Annotated in this window: 22 protein-coding genes; 13 read left to right on the top strand and 9 right to left on the bottom strand. The window is 59.5% G+C overall.

Annotation, left to right across the window (positions count from 1 at the left end):
* Positions 1–2 precede the first annotated feature (2 nt).
* From HU739_RS11655 to recX, 8 genes are all read left to right on the top strand, one after another.
* On the top strand, positions 3–425 hold the full coding sequence (locus tag HU739_RS11655; RefSeq protein ID WP_186550286.1) for a phage tail assembly chaperone: 423 nt from the start codon (positions 3–5) through the stop codon (positions 423–425).
* 10 nt (positions 426–435) lie between these two features.
* On the top strand, positions 436–1,596 hold the full coding sequence (locus tag HU739_RS11650; RefSeq protein ID WP_186550288.1) for a glycine-rich domain-containing protein: 1,161 nt from the start codon (positions 436–438) through the stop codon (positions 1,594–1,596).
* Positions 1,596–1,850, top strand: coding sequence for a hypothetical protein (locus HU739_RS11645; RefSeq protein ID WP_186550290.1), 255 nt, complete (start codon positions 1,596–1,598; stop codon positions 1,848–1,850). The genes HU739_RS11650 and HU739_RS11645 overlap by 1 nt, the downstream gene beginning before the upstream one ends.
* 36 nt (positions 1,851–1,886) lie before the next feature.
* On the top strand, positions 1,887–2,453 hold the full coding sequence (locus tag HU739_RS11640) for a glycoside hydrolase family 19 protein (RefSeq protein WP_186550292.1): 567 nt from the start codon (positions 1,887–1,889) through the stop codon (positions 2,451–2,453).
* A complete protein-coding gene (locus HU739_RS11635) occupies positions 2,432–2,950 on the top strand; it encodes a lysis system i-spanin subunit Rz (protein WP_186550294.1) in 519 nt (172 codons plus the stop codon). Before HU739_RS11640 ends, HU739_RS11635 begins: the two co-directional genes overlap by 22 nt.
* A 68-nt stretch (positions 2,951–3,018) precedes the next feature.
* Entirely contained in the window at positions 3,019–3,519 is a 501-nt protein-coding gene (locus tag HU739_RS11630) for a CinA family protein (protein ID WP_186550296.1), read from the top strand.
* 83 nt (positions 3,520–3,602) lie between these two features.
* A complete protein-coding gene (recA, locus tag HU739_RS11625; RefSeq protein WP_186550298.1) occupies positions 3,603–4,661 on the top strand; it encodes a recombinase RecA in 1,059 nt (352 codons plus the stop codon).
* 8 nt (positions 4,662–4,669) lie between these two features.
* On the top strand, positions 4,670–5,137 hold the full coding sequence (gene recX / locus HU739_RS11620; protein WP_186550300.1) for a recombination regulator RecX: 468 nt from the start codon (positions 4,670–4,672) through the stop codon (positions 5,135–5,137).
* Positions 5,138–5,194: 57 nt separating this feature from the next.
* Here the strand turns inward: recX and HU739_RS11615 are convergent, their stop codons facing one another.
* Positions 5,195–6,313, bottom strand: a complete 1,119-nt coding sequence (locus HU739_RS11615) for an LOG family protein (RefSeq protein ID WP_186550302.1) — start codon at positions 6,311–6,313, stop codon at positions 5,195–5,197.
* 318 nt (positions 6,314–6,631) lie between these two features.
* Between HU739_RS11615 and HU739_RS11610 the strand changes: the two genes are divergently transcribed.
* Positions 6,632–6,826: a hypothetical protein gene (locus HU739_RS11610; protein WP_186550304.1), complete on the top strand. Its 195-nt coding sequence runs from the start codon at positions 6,632–6,634 to the stop codon at positions 6,824–6,826.
* Here HU739_RS11610 and HU739_RS11605 read toward each other — a convergent pair whose 3' ends face one another.
* Positions 6,827–7,252: a PA3611 family quorum-sensing-regulated virulence factor gene (locus tag HU739_RS11605; protein ID WP_186550306.1), complete on the bottom strand. Its 426-nt coding sequence runs from the start codon at positions 7,250–7,252 to the stop codon at positions 6,827–6,829. It lies immediately after the preceding gene.
* Between the two features lie 190 nt (positions 7,253–7,442).
* Here HU739_RS11605 and HU739_RS11600 point away from each other — a divergent pair, with 190 nt between their 5' ends.
* The 3 genes from HU739_RS11600 (at position 7,443) to HU739_RS11590 (ending at position 9,500) form a co-directional block, all read left to right on the top strand.
* Positions 7,443–8,189 carry a tRNA-uridine aminocarboxypropyltransferase gene (locus HU739_RS11600; RefSeq protein WP_186550308.1) on the top strand — a complete coding sequence of 249 codons (747 nt, stop codon included), beginning with the start codon at positions 7,443–7,445 and terminating at the stop codon, positions 8,187–8,189.
* A 223-nt stretch (positions 8,190–8,412) separates the two neighbouring features.
* Positions 8,413–9,063, top strand: a complete 651-nt coding sequence (gene erdR, locus HU739_RS11595) for a response regulator transcription factor ErdR (RefSeq protein WP_186550311.1) — start codon at positions 8,413–8,415, stop codon at positions 9,061–9,063.
* Positions 9,064–9,137: 74 nt separating this feature from the next.
* Positions 9,138–9,500, top strand: coding sequence for a diacylglycerol kinase (locus HU739_RS11590; protein WP_003222276.1), 363 nt, complete (start codon positions 9,138–9,140; stop codon positions 9,498–9,500).
* Here the strand turns inward: HU739_RS11590 and HU739_RS11585 are convergent.
* Positions 9,497–10,423 carry a LysR family transcriptional regulator gene (locus tag HU739_RS11585; protein WP_186550313.1) on the bottom strand — a complete coding sequence of 309 codons (927 nt, stop codon included), beginning with the start codon at positions 10,421–10,423 and terminating at the stop codon, positions 9,497–9,499. The two genes, HU739_RS11590 and HU739_RS11585, sit on opposite strands and share 4 nt — an antisense overlap.
* A gap of 132 nt (positions 10,424–10,555) precedes the next feature.
* Here HU739_RS11585 and fpr point away from each other — a divergent pair, with 132 nt between their 5' ends.
* Positions 10,556–11,335 carry a ferredoxin-NADP reductase gene (gene fpr, locus HU739_RS11580; protein WP_007908723.1) on the top strand — a complete coding sequence of 260 codons (780 nt, stop codon included), beginning with the start codon at positions 10,556–10,558 and terminating at the stop codon, positions 11,333–11,335.
* Between the two features lie 156 nt (positions 11,336–11,491).
* On the opposite strand, the gene tsaA is transcribed toward fpr, so the two are convergent.
* The 6 genes from tsaA to rimO all read right to left on the bottom strand — a co-directional run bounded on the left by tsaA (position 11,492) and on the right by rimO (position 16,743).
* Positions 11,492–12,190 carry a tRNA (N6-threonylcarbamoyladenosine(37)-N6)-methyltransferase TrmO gene (tsaA, locus tag HU739_RS11575; protein WP_186550316.1) on the bottom strand — a complete coding sequence of 233 codons (699 nt, stop codon included), beginning with the start codon at positions 12,188–12,190 and terminating at the stop codon, positions 11,492–11,494.
* A gap of 181 nt (positions 12,191–12,371) precedes the next feature.
* Positions 12,372–13,142 (bottom strand): SDR family oxidoreductase, encoded by a 771-nt coding sequence (locus HU739_RS11570; protein WP_186550318.1) that lies wholly within the window; start codon positions 13,140–13,142, stop codon positions 12,372–12,374.
* A 130-nt stretch (positions 13,143–13,272) separates the two neighbouring features.
* The gene (locus HU739_RS11565) at positions 13,273–13,743 is read right to left on the bottom strand and encodes a YehS family protein (protein ID WP_186550320.1); all 471 of its coding nucleotides are present in this window, start codon (positions 13,741–13,743) and stop codon (positions 13,273–13,275) included.
* Between the two features lie 70 nt (positions 13,744–13,813).
* Positions 13,814–14,524, bottom strand: coding sequence for an rRNA pseudouridine synthase (locus HU739_RS27145; RefSeq protein ID WP_186550322.1), 711 nt, complete (start codon positions 14,522–14,524; stop codon positions 13,814–13,816).
* Positions 14,525–14,713: 189 nt separating this feature from the next.
* Positions 14,714–15,187 (bottom strand): acetyltransferase, encoded by a 474-nt coding sequence (locus HU739_RS11555; protein ID WP_186550324.1) that lies wholly within the window; start codon positions 15,185–15,187, stop codon positions 14,714–14,716.
* A 218-nt stretch (positions 15,188–15,405) separates the two neighbouring features.
* Positions 15,406–16,743: a 30S ribosomal protein S12 methylthiotransferase RimO gene (rimO, locus tag HU739_RS11550; protein WP_186550326.1), complete on the bottom strand. Its 1,338-nt coding sequence runs from the start codon at positions 16,741–16,743 to the stop codon at positions 15,406–15,408.
* Between the last annotated feature and the right edge of the window lie 226 nt (positions 16,744–16,969).

Below are 16,969 nucleotides of genomic sequence, written 5' to 3'. Positions count from 1 at the left end.
ATATGTATTATTTTTCCCCGACTACCAGCGGTTTTTATCATTCTGATTTGCACGGCCTGAATATTCCCGCCGATGCGTTTGTACTCAGCGAAGGCGAGTACTGCGCGCTGGTATCGAATGCTCCGGAAGGAACGGTCCTTTCCCTTGATATTGACGGCCGTCCGAAGCGGGTTCCAGTGGTTGCCCAACGCCATGACTCAATTGAGCGTGCCTGGCGCAACCAGATGCTTCAGAGCACCCAATGGCTGGTTTTGCGTGACGCCGAAGAATTGGAAACCGGCGAGGGCACGACCCTGCGCGCTGAAGAATTCAAACAGCTACTGGCGTATCGGCAGGCATTGCGCGACTGGCCTGATCACCCGGAGTTTCCAGATGCGCGCTCGCGGCCGGTAGAACCCGATTGGTTGGGCGCTCTGACTTTCTAAGGAATTAAACGTGGATTATCCAAAAAGCGTTCCCAGCGTAGGGCTGGTAAATGGAAAATTTGTCAATGAGGACGCCATCGCAGGTTTGCCTGGCTCGCTGATCCCTGCGGCCTGGGGCAACGGCGTTACCGATGAGTTGTTGAATGTCATCAACTCCGCCGGGCTCGAACCGAGCGAAACGGACGTGAACCAACTGCTGCTGGCGGTGAAAAAGCTCAGCCAGGCTGGTGAAGACAAGCACGCCTCGGACATCGGCGCGGCCAACCTCTACATGGTCAACTACGTCCCGGCGGTCAGCGTGTTGAAGGATGGCTTGGCACTGCGCTTCACCGCGGCAAATGCCAACACCGGAGCGAGCACTTTCGCCCCGAATGGATTGCTGCCCAAGCCGTTGGTGAGCCTCGCACTGAGCGCATTGCGCCCGGCCGAAATCGTCGGCGGCAGCGTCTGTTCGGTGGTGTACAGCGCAGCGCTGGACAGTTGGGTGCTGGTGTATGCGAGCGGCGGTAATGCGGCAAGCGGTCGGTTGTTGGGGGTGAAGACGTTTACTGCGTCGGGCACTTATGTGCCGACAGTGGGGATGAGGAATGTGTTGGTCTCGCTCGTCGGCGGAGGCGGCGGCAGTTCGGGCATCGCCGCGACGAATTCCAATCAGATCTCTTTGGCTGGCGGCGGCGCTTCTGGTAGTTATGCGCAAGCATGGTTGTCCGCTGGTGTGATCGGACAAAGCCAGATCATTACCGTCGGGGCCCGTGGTGCGGCTGGTTCGGTCAGTACAGGTGGAGGGAGTGGCGGCACCAGTTCGATAGGTTCACTGGTTTCAGCCACCGGGGGTGGCGGGTCTCCATGGAACGAAGCGCTTGTTCTCCCTGGATTCGGCTTGTACGTGGGCGGCTTTCCCAGCCTGATCTCAAGCGGCGGCAATATCATCAATACTGCGGGAGCAGCAGGTAGCCCCGGGATTTGCCTTAGCGGCTCGACACTGGCGGGCCATGGTGCGAATTCACCGCTTGGAAGTGGCGGTTACGGCAACAGTGTAGCGTTGAGTCTCGCTGCACCGGGATCCGGGTTTGGCTCAGGCGCGGGCGGAATCGCTAACACATTCAATCAACCGGCCAGACCCGGCGGCGCAGGTGCCCCGGGCGTCGTCATCATCCACGAGTACGCCTGATGAAGACTTACGCACGCATCTCCAGTGACACCGTGGTCGAGTTGTTCACTACCGACGGCAATATGGCCGAGATGTTTCACCCGGATCTTCTCTGGGTCGATATCAGCGAGGTCACACCAGCACCACAACTTGAGTGGACAGCCCACTTCGGAACGCTCGGTTGGGTGTTCGCAGCTCCCGAAGGCACGCAGGTTGAAAAGGGCCTGAAAACTCTGGCAAATAAATGGCTGACACGCATCAGCCGCCAGCCATGATTCAATCGGGGCACTATCCAGGGAGGATCAAGCATTATGCAAATCACTGAAAAACACCTGATCGACATCATGCCCAACGCCCGCTCCCAAGCGGGCGTTTTTGTTTCGGCTCTCAACTCCGCCATGGCCCGGCATCGCATCGACACGCCGAAACGTGTTGCTGCGTTCCTGGCACAGGTCGGTCACGAGTCCGGTCAATTGCGTTACGTGCGGGAGCTGGGCAACAACCAGTACCTGAGCAAATACGACACCGGCACGCTGGCGCTGCGTCTGGGCAATACTCCGGAAGCAGACGGCGACGGACAAAAATATCGGGGGCGCGGGCTGATTCAGATCACCGGTCGCGCCAATTATCGCCAGTGCAGCCTCGGATTATTTGGCGATGAACGCTTGTTGTCGTTGCCTGAATTGCTCGAGCAGCCGCAATGGGCCGCTGAATCGGCGGCGTGGTTCTGGGCGCAAAAGGGCCTGAATGAACTGGCCGACGCCGATCAGTTCAACACCATTACGCGCCGGATCAACGGCGGGTTGAACGGCTTGCAGGATCGTCTGGATATCTGGGCGCGGGCGAGGGCGGTGCTATGTCCGGCTCCTGGCGGGTGATCGGCCTGTTGCTGCTGGCTGCCGGGGCGTTCGCAGCAGCGTGGCAGTTTCAGGACTGGCGCTACGGCCGGCAACTGGCCGAGCAGGCCCGGTTAAACGCCGAAACGCTCAATCAACTGACGCAGGCCGCTGCGAGCGCACAACAGGCCGAGCAGGTTAAACGGCTGGCTCTGGAGCAACGGCTCGCGGCCAGTGAACAAACCCATTACCGAGCGCTGAGCGATGCCCAACGTGATCAGGATCGCCTGCGCGATCGCCTTGCCACTGCTGATGTCCGGCTGTCAGTCCTTCTCGACGCCGGCGACGTTGCCCAAGGCTGCAACGTGCCTGCCGCCACCGGCGCCGGCGGCGTGGATCATGCAACCGTACGCGCCCGACTTGACCCGGCGCATGCTCAACGAATTATCGCCATCACCGACACCGGTGACCGCGCATTGATTGCCTTGCAGGCTTGTCAGGCCTATGTCAGAGCGTTGCAGCCCGAACATCTTGAATGATCTTGTGTATTGAAAGCGCGAGCGGCTCGTGTACGGTGATACGCATTCCACACGATCCGGAGTGCGCCGTGAAAGAGATCACCCAACTGGCCGCCGAGCTTGGCCGACACCTGCAAGTGCTCAATGCCCACGTGACCACCGCCGAGTCGTGTACCGGCGGCGGCATCGCCGAAGCGATCACTCGGGTTGCGGGCAGTTCGGCGTGGTTCGAGGCAGGGTATGTCACCTATTCGAACCGGCAGAAAACCCAGCAACTGAATGTGCCCGGTGAGTTGTTCGAAACGGTGGGCGCGGTCAGTCGGGACGTTGTCGAAGCCATGGTGCGCGGCGCCCAGGATAAAAGCCTGGCGCGGTTTGCCGTGGCGGTCAGCGGAGTCGCCGGTCCTGACGGTGGCACACCGAACAAGCCGGTGGGCACGGTGTGGCTGGCCTGGGGCGTCGGTGATGCGGTTTCCAGCGAGGTGCAGCACTTTGCCGGCAACCGCGACGAAGTCCGCCGACAAACGGTGAAGGCCGCGCTAGAGGGGCTTGTGCGACTAGCGGCACGAGAAATCGAAAATCAGGGGTAGGCGATCCGCGAACGCTGTGGAATAATACTGGCTACTTATACAGGTGTTGGCCGTCAGGCCTTATTGATTACGTGAGGACTTTAATGGACGACAACAAGAAGAAAGCCTTGGCTGCGGCCCTGGGTCAGATCGAACGTCAATTCGGCAAGGGTGCCGTAATGCGTATGGGCGATCAGGACCGTCAGGCGATCCCATCCATCTCCACTGGCTCTCTGGGTCTGGACATTGCACTCGGCATCGGCGGCCTGCCAAAAGGCCGTATTGTTGAAATCTACGGTCCTGAATCTTCCGGTAAAACCACACTGACGCTGTCGGTGATCGCCCAGGCGCAAAAAGCTGGCGCGACCTGCGCATTCGTCGATGCCGAACACGCCCTCGATCCTGAGTACGCCGGCAAACTGGGCGTTAACGTCGACGACCTGCTGGTATCCCAGCCGGACACCGGCGAACAGGCGCTGGAAATCACCGACATGCTGGTGCGTTCCAACGCTGTTGACGTGATCATCGTCGACTCCGTGGCGGCACTGGTGCCGAAGGCTGAAATCGAAGGTGAAATGGGCGACATGCACGTCGGCCTGCAAGCCCGTCTGATGTCTCAGGCGCTGCGTAAAATCACCGGTAACATCAAGAACGCCAACTGCCTGGTGATCTTCATCAACCAGATCCGCATGAAGATCGGCGTGATGTTCGGCAGCCCGGAAACCACCACCGGTGGTAACGCGCTGAAGTTCTACGCCTCGGTTCGTCTCGATATCCGCCGTACCGGCGCGGTGAAAGAAGGCGACGAAGTGGTCGGCAGCGAAACCCGCGTCAAGGTTGTGAAGAACAAGGTCGCTTCGCCGTTCCGTCAGGCCGAGTTCCAGATTCTTTACGGCAAGGGCATCTACCTCAATGGCGAGATGATCGACCTGGGCGTGCTGCACGGTTTCGTCGAGAAGTCCGGCGCCTGGTATGCCTACGAAGGCACCAAGATCGGTCAGGGCAAGGCCAACTCGGCCAAGTTCCTGGCTGACAATCCGGAAGTCGCCGCCAAGCTCGAGAAGCAACTGCGTGACAAGCTGCTGGCACCAGTGGCAGACGTCAAGGCTTTGGCCTCCCGGGACAAGGTCGATAACATGGCCGAGGCCGATGTCGACGTTTGAGTCGTTGAATGACACTTGTACTCGATACCCTCGTCGCGGTGCGGCGAACCGCCATGGACCTGCTCGCACGTCGCGAGCATGGTCGAGTCGAGCTGACGCGCAAGCTGCGTCAGCGTGGCGCTGAGGCGGAGCTGATCGAAACAGCCCTCGACCGTCTGACGGAAGAGGGACTGCTTAGCGAAGCCCGATACCTTGAAAGTTTTGTCTCCTATCGCGCCCGCTCTGGCTATGGCCCTCTGCGAATTCGCGAGGAGCTGAGTCAGCGCGGTTTGCAACGCGCCGATATCGAACTCGCTCTGCGCGAAAGCGGTATCGACTGGCAGGCGCAGCTTCAGGATACGTGGCAACGCAAGTTCTCCGGGCATTTGCCCATTGATGCGAAGGAGCGAGCCAAACAAGGCCGTTTTCTTGCGTATCGGGGGTTCTCGATGGAGATGATCAACCGCTTGTTCAGCGGTAGAGGGATGGACGATTAACCCGATTCAATGAAAACGGCCCGCTATTGAAAAATAGCGGGCCGTTTTTTTTTGCTTTCAAATCACGCTGGAAGGTTCGCGCGAGCGTTGTGCTGTGGGCGGTTTGGAATCGGCCCAGTTTTCAGGCAGATTGATATAATCGACCAGTTCACGCAGACGCCCGTGCGTGCGGCCATTGAAGGCAAATGCCAGGCGCGCCAAGTGGCTGAATTGCGCTTCGTCGTGTTCTTCACCGCTGTAGGCGTGTTGATGAAACTGATCGCTCAAACACAGATCCGCGAATTCGTCCTGCATCTGCGCCAGTGCCTGATCGCTGAGCTTATGGTTCATGCGGATCACGAACTGCCGTTTGAGCCAGCGGCTGGAGTGGAAGTTGCTGTAGAACTGATTGATCTGTTCGACCGCTTCGTCAACGGTGTAGACCAGACGCATCAGCTTCATATCGGTCGGCAGAATGTAGCGGTTGTTCTCTAGCTGATTCCGGATGAAATCCATCGCGCCTTGCCAGAACGTGCCGCCCGGCGCATCCAGCAGGACCACCGGCACCAGTGGACTTTTCCCGGTCTGGATCAGGGTCAGCACTTCCAGCGCTTCATCCAGCGTGCCAAAACCGCCCGGACACAGCACCAGGGCATCAGCTTCCTTGACGAAGAACAGTTTGCGCGTGAAGAAGAAGTGGAAAGGCAGCAGGTTGTCGGTGCCGTCCACGGTGGGGTTGGCATGTTGCTCGAAGGGCAGGGTGATGTTGAACCCCAGGCTGTGATCACGTCCGGCTCCTTCGTGCGCGGCAGCCATGATGCCGCCCCCGGCACCGGTGATGACCATCATGTCGGCGCGCGTCAAGGCTGCGCCGAGTTCGCGCGCCATGGCGTAAAGCGGATGTTCCACCGGCGTGCGCGCCGAGCCGAACACGGTGACTTTGCGTCGCCCCTTGAATTGTTCCAGTACCCGAAACGCTTGTTCCAGTTCGCGCAGGGCTTGCAAGGTGATTTTGGCGTTCCAGCGGTTGTGATCTTCCTGGGCCATGCGCAACACGGTCAGGATCATGTCGCGGTAAATGGGCAGGTTGGGGCTGTCGGGTGAAACACGCTTGAGTTGTTCTTCGACCTGGCTGACGAGGTCGGGGCCGTTTTCCTGAAAATGACGGCTCAAGAGGTCATTCGGTTGGTAAGGCATTCAACGTCTCCTTTTGCACAGAGCGGGTGGTCCGGACGAGCGATGTCAGTGCCGCGCTGCAAAAAACACGCATCGGCGGCAGTTCCTTTTCTGCCGTTTGCAAGTGTTCGGGAATACTCTGAATCTAGACCCTCGCGCGCATTTGCGCTGAGTTGATCATTGCGCCGCAACGTCCTGGCTGGCAACTGCCATTTGAATGAAGGCCAGTGCCGCCACCGTTCGTCCGAACATAAACCGCGCGGCCAACCCTCTGATTTACTGACAGACAGGTAGCGAGGATTGCTTCAAGGATTTGCGGGTGGCACGGAGGCGGGCCAAATGGCCAAAGTGATTCTGGAGATCGATACACAGCTGTATCGAATGTTGAAGGCATCAGCCGAGGCCAATCAGGTCAGTCTCGAAGAAGAGTGCTGCCGACGGTTGGCCGGTGGCGAGCGTCGCTCGCACTATCTGCAGGCCTTGCTGGCCGAGTTGCGCGCCGAGGATGAACAGCGGCGCGCCAATTCGCGTTGATTACTTCTTCTTCCCCGGGGCGGCTTTCGGGCAGTCCGATTCCTGATAACTGGCGGAACCGATGGCCTTGTTGGTTTTCACTTCGGTGAAGTCGTAACGCATGATCGCACCCTTGGCCATCAGCTTGCGGTACGACGGGTTGTTGCAGACCGAGGCACCGAGCTGGAAGTACACCGCTTTCGGGTCGGCACGCATTTTGTCGGCGTGGCTCTTTTGTACGCTCAGGTGGTTGATCAACTGAGTGCCTTCGACGGTGTAGCCCTGGTCAAGAATGTCTTCATTGATTGCCCGAGGCGTGCCGACGCTGCTTTGGGCGGCGACGTTGCGCAGCTCTCTGTTCAGATTCTGCTCACTCAGGGATGCAGCCTGAGCGGTGAAGGACGACGCCAGCAGAATGGCAGCGGTGGGAACGATAAGGCGCAGCATGAAACTCTCCTGATTCGGTGACTGGTGGTTCGACCAACCACGGGGCTGTGCGTTCAGTGGGGGCGAATTATAGGGGAGCCGGTCTGGACGGTACAGGCTTGTGCCTGTTGCTCTGGTAAACTGCCGCGCTTTACTGCCCCTGCCGAGTGTTGTTCGTGTCGAGTTTTCCTGTCTGCCGGCGTTGCCCGCAATGAATCACGCCCCCAACGCCGTCGCCCGTTTGCGCGACCAGCGCGAGGATGAAGGCATCAAGCCGATTCAGGCCCGCGGCTTTCGCTCCGAGCGTTGCCGTGATTGCCGGGTGATCATCAGTCATTGCCTATGCGCCTGGCGTCCCAGCGTCGAGACCCGTTCCGGCGTGTGCCTGATCATGACCGGCAAGGAAGTGTTCAAACCGAGTAATACCGGTTGGCTGATTGCCGACGTGGTGCGCGATAACCACGCGTTCATCTGGTCTCGCACCGAGCCTGACCGGCGGATGCTGGCGTTGCTCAACGATCCGCAATGGCAGCCCTATCTGGTGTTTCCCGGCGAATACGTCGAGCCGTCGCGCGTGACCAACAGCGTCGCCCTCGATAGCAGCAAGCGCCCCCTGTTCATCCTGCTCGATGCTACCTGGACCGAAGCCCGGAAGATTTTCCGCAAGAGTCCGTATTTCGATCGCTTGCCGATTCTGAGCCTGCTGCCCGACAAGCTGTCGCGCTACCGCTTGCGCCGCTCGACCCGCAGCGAACATCTGTGCACCGCCGAAGTCGCGGCGCTGTGCCTGGAGCTGGCCGGCGACCGTGATGCCGCTTCAGCGCTGGACGCCTATTTCGACGTGTTCAGCCAGCATTACCTCGGCGCCAAGCAGCAGCTGGAAATGAATCAATCGACGCCGGCCCACGCTGAGTTGCTGCCCTATATACCAAAGCCGCAGCCGGAGTTGGCCCAATAGTGGCCCATACTGTCAGCCGCAGCGGCCCTGCTGCTTGACCACCCCGGCTTCGCTGGGCATGCTTGGCGCCGATTAGGGTGCGGCCAAGGTTTGAAACGCCGTGTTTGCTGTTGATTGGCGTTGAACGTGCCCCTGTGGATCTCGCTTGAAGCGGCGTCTCGAGTTGCTTTGGTCAGACCGGAATGCACCGGGTCTGCCATCAAAAAACAGGATCATTTGAAAAATGGCCACATACGACATCCTGATTGCCGACGATCACCCGCTTTTTCGTAGCGCGCTGCATCAAGCGCTGACGCTGGGCCTTGGCCCGCAAGTCCGTCTGGTGGAAGTGGCGAGCATCGCCGAACTGGAGACCCGTCTGACCGAAAAGGCCGACTGGGATCTGGTCCTGCTGGACCTGAACATGCCCGGCGCCTACGGGTTTTCCGGGCTGGTGCTGCTGCGCGGTCAGTACCCGCAGATTCCGGTGGTGATGGTCTCGGCCCAGGAAGAAGCGTCGGTGATGGTCAAATCCCGCGAGTTCGGTGCCAGTGGCTTCATTCCCAAGTCCAGCGATCTGAGCGTGATTCAGCAAGCAGTGCGCCAAGTGCTGGATGGCGATGTGTTCTGGCCGCCGCAGGCATTCGAAGCGGTCAGCGTCTCCGATGAGGCCAAAGCCGCCAGCGATGGCCTCGCCAGCCTGACACCTCAACAGTTCCGCGTGTTGACCATGGTCTGCGAGGGCCTGCTGAACAAGCAGATTGCCTATGAGTTGAGTGTGTCGGAAGCGACCATCAAGGCCCACGTCACGGCGATCTTTCGCAAACTGAATGTACGCACCCGTACACAAGCGGCTTTACTGCTGCAACAACTTGAGTCAATTCCGAGCCAGTGATGGCTGCGGGTTTCACGCTTTTTTGACTCTTGTTGATCTAGCTTCCCCACTCCTTTTTGGTTGGTCTCAACGTTATGTCACCTTTCAAGGGCCAGACCGGCCTGAAACGCATCCTCAACGCGTCTGGCTATTCGCTCGACGGCCTGCGCGCGGCCTTCACCGGCGAAGCCGCGTTCCGTCAACTGGTACTGCTCAATGTCGTGCTGATTCCGCTGACGTTTTTCCTGAACGTCAGCCGTGTCGAACAGGCGTTGTTGATCGCAGTATGTCTGCTGGCGCTGATCGTCGAATTGCTGAACTCGGCCGTCGAAGCGGCCATCGACCGCATCTCGCTGGAGCTGCATCCGCTGTCGAAAAACGCCAAGGACATGGGCAGCGCCGCGCAATTTGTGGCGCTGAGCATGATCGCGCTGGTGTGGGCGGTGATTCTGCTTTAAGCGATGTTGGGCAGGACAATCTCGTCGCTGCGCTGCACCCCGGCGGTAAAAGCGCGGCACAGATCGAGAAACTCGCGCATGGCCGAGGTCTGGTATTTCTGTTTATGCCAGATGAAATAAAACTGCCGGGCCAGGTCCAGGTCCGGCGTTTCCACTGGCACCAGGCTACCGCGGCGAAACGCATCGCGCAGCGCCAGGCGCGAGATGCAGCCAATCCCCAGGCCTGATTCCACTGCGCGCTTGATCGCTTCGGTGTGTTCCAGCTCCAGACGGATGTTTAACGCGCTGCGATGGTGGCGCATGGCCTGATCAAAGGTCAGGCGCGTGCCGGAACCCTGTTCGCGCAGAATCCACGCCTCATGGGTCAGCTCTTCCATGCTCGCGCTGCCGCGCTTGGCCAGTGGATGCTGCGGCGCGCAGAACACCACCAGCTCATCTTCGACCCAGCTCTGCACTTCAATGTCGGGATGGCTGCAATCGCCTTCAATCAGACCCAGGTCAATTTCGTAGTGGGCGACTTGTTGCACGATATTGGCTGTGTTCTGCACATGCAGCTTCACCTGACTTTCCGGGTGGCGCTGCATGAAGCCGCCAATCAGCAGGGTCGCCAGATAATTGCCGATGGTCAGCGTCGCGCCTACCGACAGCGAGCCGAAACCGGATTTGCCATTGAGCAGGTCTTCGATCTCCTTGGCCTGATCAAGCAGAGCCACCGCTTGCGGCAACAGCTGTTTGCCGAGAGCGTTGAGGCTCAGCCGTTTACCGGCGCGGTCGAACAGCTGGCAGCTGGACTGGCGCTCAAGTTCGGTGATCGAGGTGCTGGCAGCCGACTGCGAGAGGTTGAGCAGACCCGCAGCACGGGATACGCTTTCCTGCTGGGCGACAGCGACGAAGACTTGCAGTTGACGGAGAGTAAATCGCATATCGATATAACCGATAACCCTTATCTTAATAATCCAGTTAACAGATATTGTCGTCGCTATTAGAATGCGATGCAATTGCGCACGTTGAGCCTCATCGAGCCGCGCAGACCAATCTCCAGGAGTCAAACGTACATGAGCAACATGAACCACGAGCGTGTCCTCAGTGTTCATCACTGGAACGACACTCTGTTCAGCTTCAAGTGCACCCGCGATCCGGGCCTGCGCTTCGAGAACGGTCAGTTCGTGATGATCGGCCTGCAGCAGCCCAACGGCCGCCCGCTTATGCGCGCTTACTCGATCGCCAGCCCGAACTGGGAAGAGCATCTGGAATTCTTCAGCATCAAGGTGCAGGACGGTCCGCTGACCTCGCAACTGCAGCACTTGAAGGAAGGCGACGAGATCATCATCTCGAAAAAGCCTACCGGCACCCTGGTGCTGGATGACCTGAACCCGGGCAAGCATTTGTACCTGCTGAGCACCGGCACCGGTCTGGCGCCGTTCATGAGCGTCATTCAGGATCCGGAAACCTACGAGCGCTTTGAAAAAGTGATCCTGGTTCACGGTGTGCGTTACGTCAACGAAGTCGCCTACCGCGAATTCATCACCGAGCACCTGCCGCAGAACGAGTTCTTCGGCGAAGCGCTGCGTGACAAGCTGATCTACTACCCGACCGTGACCCGCGAGCCGTTCGAGAATCAGGGCCGTCTGACCGACCTGATGCGCAGCGGCAAGCTGTTCAGCGACATCGGCCTGCCTCCGATCAACCCGCAGGACGACCGCGCGATGATCTGCGGCAGCCCGAGCATGCTCGACGAGACCAGCGAAGTGCTCGACAGCTTCGGGCTGAAAATTTCGGCGCGGATGCGCGAGCCGGGTGACTACCTGATCGAGCGTGCGTTCGTCGAAAAATAACACCCTTTGTAGGAGTGAGCCTGCTCGCGATAGGGCCGTGTCAGTCGAAATCCATCTTGACTGATCCACCGCAATCGCGAGCAGGCTCACTCCTACAGAAAAGCAAAAAGCCCGCGTTGCCTGAGAAGGCAGCGCGGGCTTTTTCGTTTCCGGGGTTTACGCAGAGACCGGGATAACTTCCAGCACGCGGATCTGCTCGGGCGTCGGATAATGCCAACGCACGTCCAGATCCCAGAACTGCGCACCGTATTCACGTTCCGGTGCCGGCGTCTGATAGGCCGGACGCGGATCTTGAGCCAGGCACTGTTCAATCAGCTCAACCAACGGCTCATCGAGGCGCTGAGCATGTGTATGCGCCTGTTGCAGCGCCGACTCCGCCCACTGCACGTCAATCAGTTGCGGCGCGGCGCTGGCGATATCGTTTCTCGCCCCCGGGATGATATCGGCATATGGCACGTAGGGTTTGATGTCGAGAATCGGCGTGCCGTCGAGCAGATCAATCCCGGAGATGAACAGGCGATGGGCTTCGACCCTGTCCAGTTTCACCACCGATTGGCCGATGCCGTTAGGGCGATGGGTGGCGCGAGTAGCGAACACGCCCATCGACTTGTTGCCGCCCAGGCGCGGCGGGCGAACTTTCAGGCGTGGCTTTTCCTCCAGCGCCTGATGGAACAGGAACAACAGCCACACATGACTGACCTGCTCCAGGCCCTGCACGGCATCACCCTGGTCGAACGGAGCGACCAGTTCCAGCACACCACGGGCGGCGGGGGCCAGTTGTGGCTGGCGGGGAATGGCGAACTTCTCCTTGAAGCAGGAGCGCACGAAGCCGATGGGGGAGACGCTGTAAGTCATGGTTTTGAATCGACGCGGGGTGGGGGGGGATGATAACCCGGCAGCCCTTAGATCTGGTGGTGACTGGCTGACGCTATCGCGAGCAGGCTCACTCCTACAGGGTCATGGGTGTACACAAAATCTGTGCTCGCTGAAAATCCCTGTAGGAGTGAGCCTGCTCGCGATAGCTTCACCGTCGATCTCAGAGGCTGAACCCCCCATCCAGCGGAATAATATTCCCGGTCATATAGGCCCCGGCCGTACTCGCCAGGCTGATCGCCAGCGCCGCCATCTCTTCCTCACGCCCCCAGCGCTTCATCGGAATCAGCGCAGTGTCTTCAGCCAATGCCCGCTCATCGCTGCCAATATGCTGAGTCATCTTGCTCGGAAACCGCCCCGGCGCAATCACGTTGACGTTGATGTGCTGACTCACCAACTCCCGCGCGAGAATGCGTGACAGCTGATGCAGGGCCGCTTTACTCGGGCCGTAGGCATACGCCTGCTCGCCGAACGAAGAAATCCCCGCTACCGAACCAATGTTGATGATCCGCGCCGGATTCGCCGCCGAACCGGCCTTGCGCAGCAGCGGCAGGAACTGCTGAATGCAGCTGAACACCGAGGTCACGTTCAGTTGCATGACCTTTTCCCAGCCTTTGACGGGGTAGCTTTCCAGCGGTGCGCCCCAGGTGGTGCCAGCGTTGTTCACCAGAATATCCAGATGGGTGATCTGCTCGCCCAGGCGCGCAGCCAGTTCCCGCACGCCTTCTTCGGTGGCCAGATTCGCCGCCACGCCATGGCAAATGCCCAGCGCGGCAAGTTCTTCAGCGGTTTGATGGCAGGCTTCTACGTCGCGCGAGCAGACATAGACATGGGCGCCGGCCTCGACGAAGGCCTTGGCGATCATTTTGCCGATACCACGGGTGCCGCCGGTCACCAGCGCGGTGCGGCCTTGCAGGGAAAAGTAGGGGTGCATGGCGACTCCTGAGGGCTAGGGATCAGTACACCCTAGTCGTCAGCCGCAAAAAGCGGAGCCATTATTTTCGCGGGGAATAAGCGGTCATGCGCTGCGGCGGCGATAGGTAGCCGCCACCGCAGATAAAGGATCAGGCAGGGCGAACGCGTAGGGTCAGGCCCTTGAGGAAGTTGCGCAGCAACTGGTCGCCACACGGACGATAGTTGGTGTGGCCGACCTTGCGGAACAGCGCGCTCAGTTCAGGTTTGGACACCGGGAATTCGGCGGCCTTGAGAATCGCATGCATGTCGTCTTCTTTCAGTTCGAAGGCGACGCGCAGCTTTTTCAGGATGATGTTGTTGGTCACCGGCACTTCGATCGGCTGCGGCGGACGGCTTTCGTCCTTGCCGCGCTTGAAGATCACCAGACCATCGAGGAAGTGCGCGATGACTTCGTCCGGGCAGCGCACGAAACCTTCTTCGTCTTCTTCCTTCTTGTCGAGCCAGGTCAGGACGTCAGCCAGCGCTACGTCCATGCCGCCAAGTTTGATGATCTCTACGACTTTCTTGTCGCTGATGTCGAGCATGTAGCGCACGCTGCGCAGTACGTCGTTATGAACCATGTCGGTATTCCTGATGCGTGGTGGGCAGCGCTCGGGGGCGCTGCCGAAATGTGTGGCGGCAGTGCAAGCCCTAGAACTTCTCTTTGCCGGACAGGTAGCGCCATTGGCCGAGCGGGACTTTGCCGATCGAGACGCCGCCGATGCGGATGCGGCGGATGCTGATGACCTTCAGGCCCACCGCTGCACAGAACTGCGCGATGATCCCCGGCTGCGGGTTTTTCATGGCGAAGCGCAGGCGGTTTTCGTTTTGCCAGCTGGCCTTGACCGGCGGCAACTCCTTGCCCTTGTGGGTCAGGCCGTGCTGCAGGCGGTTGAGGCCGTGGGCGGCCATCTCGCCTTCGACTTCGACGATGTATTCCTGCTCGATCTTCGCCGCGTCGGCGGTGAGCTTGCGCAGGATTTTCCAGTCCTGGGTGAACACCAGCAGGCCGCTGGCGTTGGGCTGCAGGTCGGCGCTGGCGGTCAGGCGCAGGAAATGTCCGCGCAACGGACGCTTGCCGTAGCGATGCTCTTCGCTGAGGGTTTCGGCGCTGAGCGATTGCATGGCGCTCTCGACATCCATGCCGGTAGGCGCGTTGAGCAGGATGGTCACCGGCTCCGGCGCGGTGGCCTTGGCATCCTTGTCGAGTTCGACTTTCTGGTCGCCGACCTTGAATTGCGGCTCGTCAATCACTTCGCCGTCCACGGTGACCCAGCCGCCCTCGATGAACAGCTCGGCCTCCCGGCGGGAGCAACCAACCAGTTCGATGAGGCGTTTGGAGAGGCGAATCGGGTCAGTCATGACAGGGCCGTAACAAAAAAGGGGTGGGCATTGTACCTGTGTGGAAGCGGTTAAGCCCGGTTCCATTTCGGTGTGTGGCTTTTTGTAGGAGTGAGCCTGCTCGCGATTCGCATTCTGACATTCAGCATTGATGTCGGCTAATCCGGCGCTATCGCGAGCAGGCTCACTCCTACAAGGGATTGTGTGGTGTCAGGCATGGTTCGAGCGCTGCTGGGACTGCCGCAACCGCATGTGCAGCAACGGATACGGCTGGCCCATGCCATCGACTTCGGAGCGGCCGATGACCTCGAATCCCTGTTTCTGGTAAAAGCCCAAGGCTTGCGGATTCTGTTCGTTGACGTCCAGTTCGTCGGCATTCAACCGTTCGATAGCGTATCTGAGCAACTGCTTGCCCAGGCCCTGACCGCGATGCTCGGGGTCGATAAACAGCATTTCAATCTTGCCCGCCGCGACACCGGCAAACCCGGTGATGCGTTGCTGGCGGTCCCGGGTGCAGATCAGCATCACCGCATCGAGATAGCGGGTGAGCACCAGATTGCGCAGCAGCTCGATGTAGCTGTCTGGCAGAAAGTCATGGGTGGCGCGGACCGAGGCCTCCCAGACCCGGGTCAGTTCTTCGTAATCGCTGATTTTCGGTGTGTGGATGACCGAATGCTGACGCATGTGCGTGTGCCTCTCGTGCGTGTTCAAGGGAGTCCGTCCCCCGCTAAACGATAGCCGCAAAAAAGCCCCGCATCCTGAAAAAGAGCGGGGCTTTCGAATTCTGCACTGTCCCCTGTGGGAGCGGGCTTGCTCGCGAATGCGTCACATCAGCCGACATCTTCACTGACTGATTCACCGCTTTCGCGAGCAAGCCCGCTCCCACAGGTTTTGCGTGGTGCTTAGATCTGCTCAGCCCACAAATCGTATTCGTCGGCGTCAGTCACCTTGCACCAGACTTTGTCGCCCGGCTTCAGATTGCTGCCGTTGTCGATAAATACGTTGCCATCGATTTCCGGGGCATCGAAGAAGCAACGGCCAACCGCGCCTTGCTCGTCAACCTCGTCCACCAGCACTTCGATCTCACGGCCGATGCGCATTTGCAGGCGTGCCGAGCTGATTGCCTGCTGGTGCGCCATGAAGCGGTCCCAACGGTCTTGCTTGACGTCGTCCGGCACCACGTCCAGGTCCAGATCGTTGGCTGGCGCGCCTTCAACCGGCGAATACTGGAAGCAGCCGACGCGATCGAGCTGGGCTTCGGTCAGCCAGTTGAGCAGGTATTGGAAGTCTTCTTCTGTCTCGCCCGGGAAACCGACGATGAAGGTCGAGCGGATGATCAGGTCAGGGCAGATTTCACGCCAGTTCTTGATCCGCGCCAGGGTCTTGTCTTCGAACGCCGGGCGTTTCATCGACTTCAGGACTTTCGGGCTGGCGTGCTGGAACGGGATGTCCAGGTACGGCAGGATCTTGCCGGCGGCCATCAGCGGGATCAGCTCGTCGACGTGCGGGTACGGATAAACGTAGTGCAAGCGGACCCAGACGCCCAAGGTGCTCAGGGCTTCGCACAGCTCGGTCATGCGGGTTTTCACCGGTGCGCCGTTCCAGAAACCGGTGCGGTATTTCACGTCGACGCCGTAAGCGCTGGTGTCCTGGGAAATCACCAGCAGCTCTTTCACGCCGGACTTGACCAGACGCTGAGCTTCGTCGAGCACATCGCCCACCGGACGGCTGACCAGTTTGCCGCGCATCGACGGGATGATGCAGAACGAGCAGCTGTGGTTGCAGCCTTCGGAAATCTTCAGGTAGGCGTAGTGACGCGGGGTCAGCTTGATGCCTTGTGGCGGCACCAGGTCGATCAGCGGGTTGTGATCCTGACGCGGCGGCACGACTTCGTGCACGGCGTTGACCACTTGCTCGTACTGCTGAGGACCGGTCACAGCCAGTACGCTCGGGTGCACGTTGCGAATGTTGCCTTCTTCCACGCCCATGCAGCCGGTGACGATCACCTTGCCGTTTTCCTTGATCGCTTCGCCGATCACTTCCAAAGACTCAGCCTTGGCCGAATCGATGAAACCGCAGGTATTGACCACCACGACGTCGGCGTCCTGATAGGTCGACACCACGTCATAGCCTTCCATGCGCAGCTGGGTCAGGATGCGCTCGGAGTCGACCAGTGCTTTCGGGCAACCCAGAGATACAAAGCCAACCTTTGGATTGGCCGGCGCAGGAGTGGTGGACATGTCTAACCTCGGTGTTTTGTGACGTCGCCTCCGGGGTACGGAAGCCGACGGATGGGCGCTTAAGGCGCGCCTCTGATCAAAAAGTGCGCAATTCTAGCGGCGGGCAACGCACTTGACCAGCTTTATACGGGGAAATACGACGAGTGCTGCGCTATGCTTCGCGCCGTTGAGCTTTACCAATTTTTTACAGTCAACAAAACGTCTGTAACAACAGGTAAAACAGCGC

The organism is Pseudomonas hamedanensis (assembly GCF_014268595.2).
In the GTDB taxonomy this organism is placed as follows: Bacteria; Pseudomonadota; Gammaproteobacteria; order Pseudomonadales; family Pseudomonadaceae; genus Aquipseudomonas; species Aquipseudomonas hamedanensis.
Note: the sequence above shows the minus strand (reverse complement) of the source record. Positions and strands in the feature narration are given on the sequence as shown.

What these genes read in the sequence shown, in the direction of transcription:
- HU739_RS11655 (WP_186550286.1), top strand. Translation starts at nt 3, where the DNA reads ATGTATTATTTTTCCCCGACTACCAGCGGTTTTTATCATTCTGATTTG.
- HU739_RS11645 (WP_186550290.1), top strand. Translation starts at nt 1,596, where the DNA reads ATGAAGACTTACGCACGCATCTCCAGTGACACCGTGGTCGAGTTGTTC.
- HU739_RS11640 (WP_186550292.1), top strand. Translation starts at nt 1,887, where the DNA reads ATGCAAATCACTGAAAAACACCTGATCGACATCATGCCCAACGCCCGC.
- HU739_RS11635 (WP_186550294.1), top strand. Translation starts at nt 2,432, where the DNA reads ATGTCCGGCTCCTGGCGGGTGATCGGCCTGTTGCTGCTGGCTGCCGGG.
- recA (WP_186550298.1), top strand. Translation starts at nt 3,603, where the DNA reads ATGGACGACAACAAGAAGAAAGCCTTGGCTGCGGCCCTGGGTCAGATC.
- recX (WP_186550300.1), top strand. Translation starts at nt 4,670, where the DNA reads ATGACACTTGTACTCGATACCCTCGTCGCGGTGCGGCGAACCGCCATG.
- HU739_RS11615 (WP_186550302.1), bottom strand. Translation starts at nt 6,313, where the DNA reads ATGCCTTACCAACCGAATGACCTCTTGAGCCGTCATTTTCAGGAAAAC.
- HU739_RS11610 (WP_186550304.1), top strand. Translation starts at nt 6,632, where the DNA reads ATGGCCAAAGTGATTCTGGAGATCGATACACAGCTGTATCGAATGTTG.
- HU739_RS11605 (WP_186550306.1), bottom strand. Translation starts at nt 7,252, where the DNA reads ATGCTGCGCCTTATCGTTCCCACCGCTGCCATTCTGCTGGCGTCGTCC.
- HU739_RS11600 (WP_186550308.1), top strand. Translation starts at nt 7,443, where the DNA reads ATGAATCACGCCCCCAACGCCGTCGCCCGTTTGCGCGACCAGCGCGAG.
- erdR (WP_186550311.1), top strand. Translation starts at nt 8,413, where the DNA reads ATGGCCACATACGACATCCTGATTGCCGACGATCACCCGCTTTTTCGT.
- HU739_RS11590 (WP_003222276.1), top strand. Translation starts at nt 9,138, where the DNA reads ATGTCACCTTTCAAGGGCCAGACCGGCCTGAAACGCATCCTCAACGCG.
- HU739_RS11585 (WP_186550313.1), bottom strand. Translation starts at nt 10,423, where the DNA reads ATGCGATTTACTCTCCGTCAACTGCAAGTCTTCGTCGCTGTCGCCCAG.
- fpr (WP_007908723.1), top strand. Translation starts at nt 10,556, where the DNA reads ATGAGCAACATGAACCACGAGCGTGTCCTCAGTGTTCATCACTGGAAC.
- tsaA (WP_186550316.1), bottom strand. Translation starts at nt 12,190, where the DNA reads ATGACTTACAGCGTCTCCCCCATCGGCTTCGTGCGCTCCTGCTTCAAG.
- HU739_RS11570 (WP_186550318.1), bottom strand. Translation starts at nt 13,142, where the DNA reads ATGCACCCCTACTTTTCCCTGCAAGGCCGCACCGCGCTGGTGACCGGC.
- HU739_RS11565 (WP_186550320.1), bottom strand. Translation starts at nt 13,743, where the DNA reads ATGGTTCATAACGACGTACTGCGCAGCGTGCGCTACATGCTCGACATC.
- HU739_RS27145 (WP_186550322.1), bottom strand. Translation starts at nt 14,524, where the DNA reads ATGACTGACCCGATTCGCCTCTCCAAACGCCTCATCGAACTGGTTGGT.
- HU739_RS11555 (WP_186550324.1), bottom strand. Translation starts at nt 15,187, where the DNA reads ATGCGTCAGCATTCGGTCATCCACACACCGAAAATCAGCGATTACGAA.
- rimO (WP_186550326.1), bottom strand. Translation starts at nt 16,743, where the DNA reads ATGTCCACCACTCCTGCGCCGGCCAATCCAAAGGTTGGCTTTGTATCT.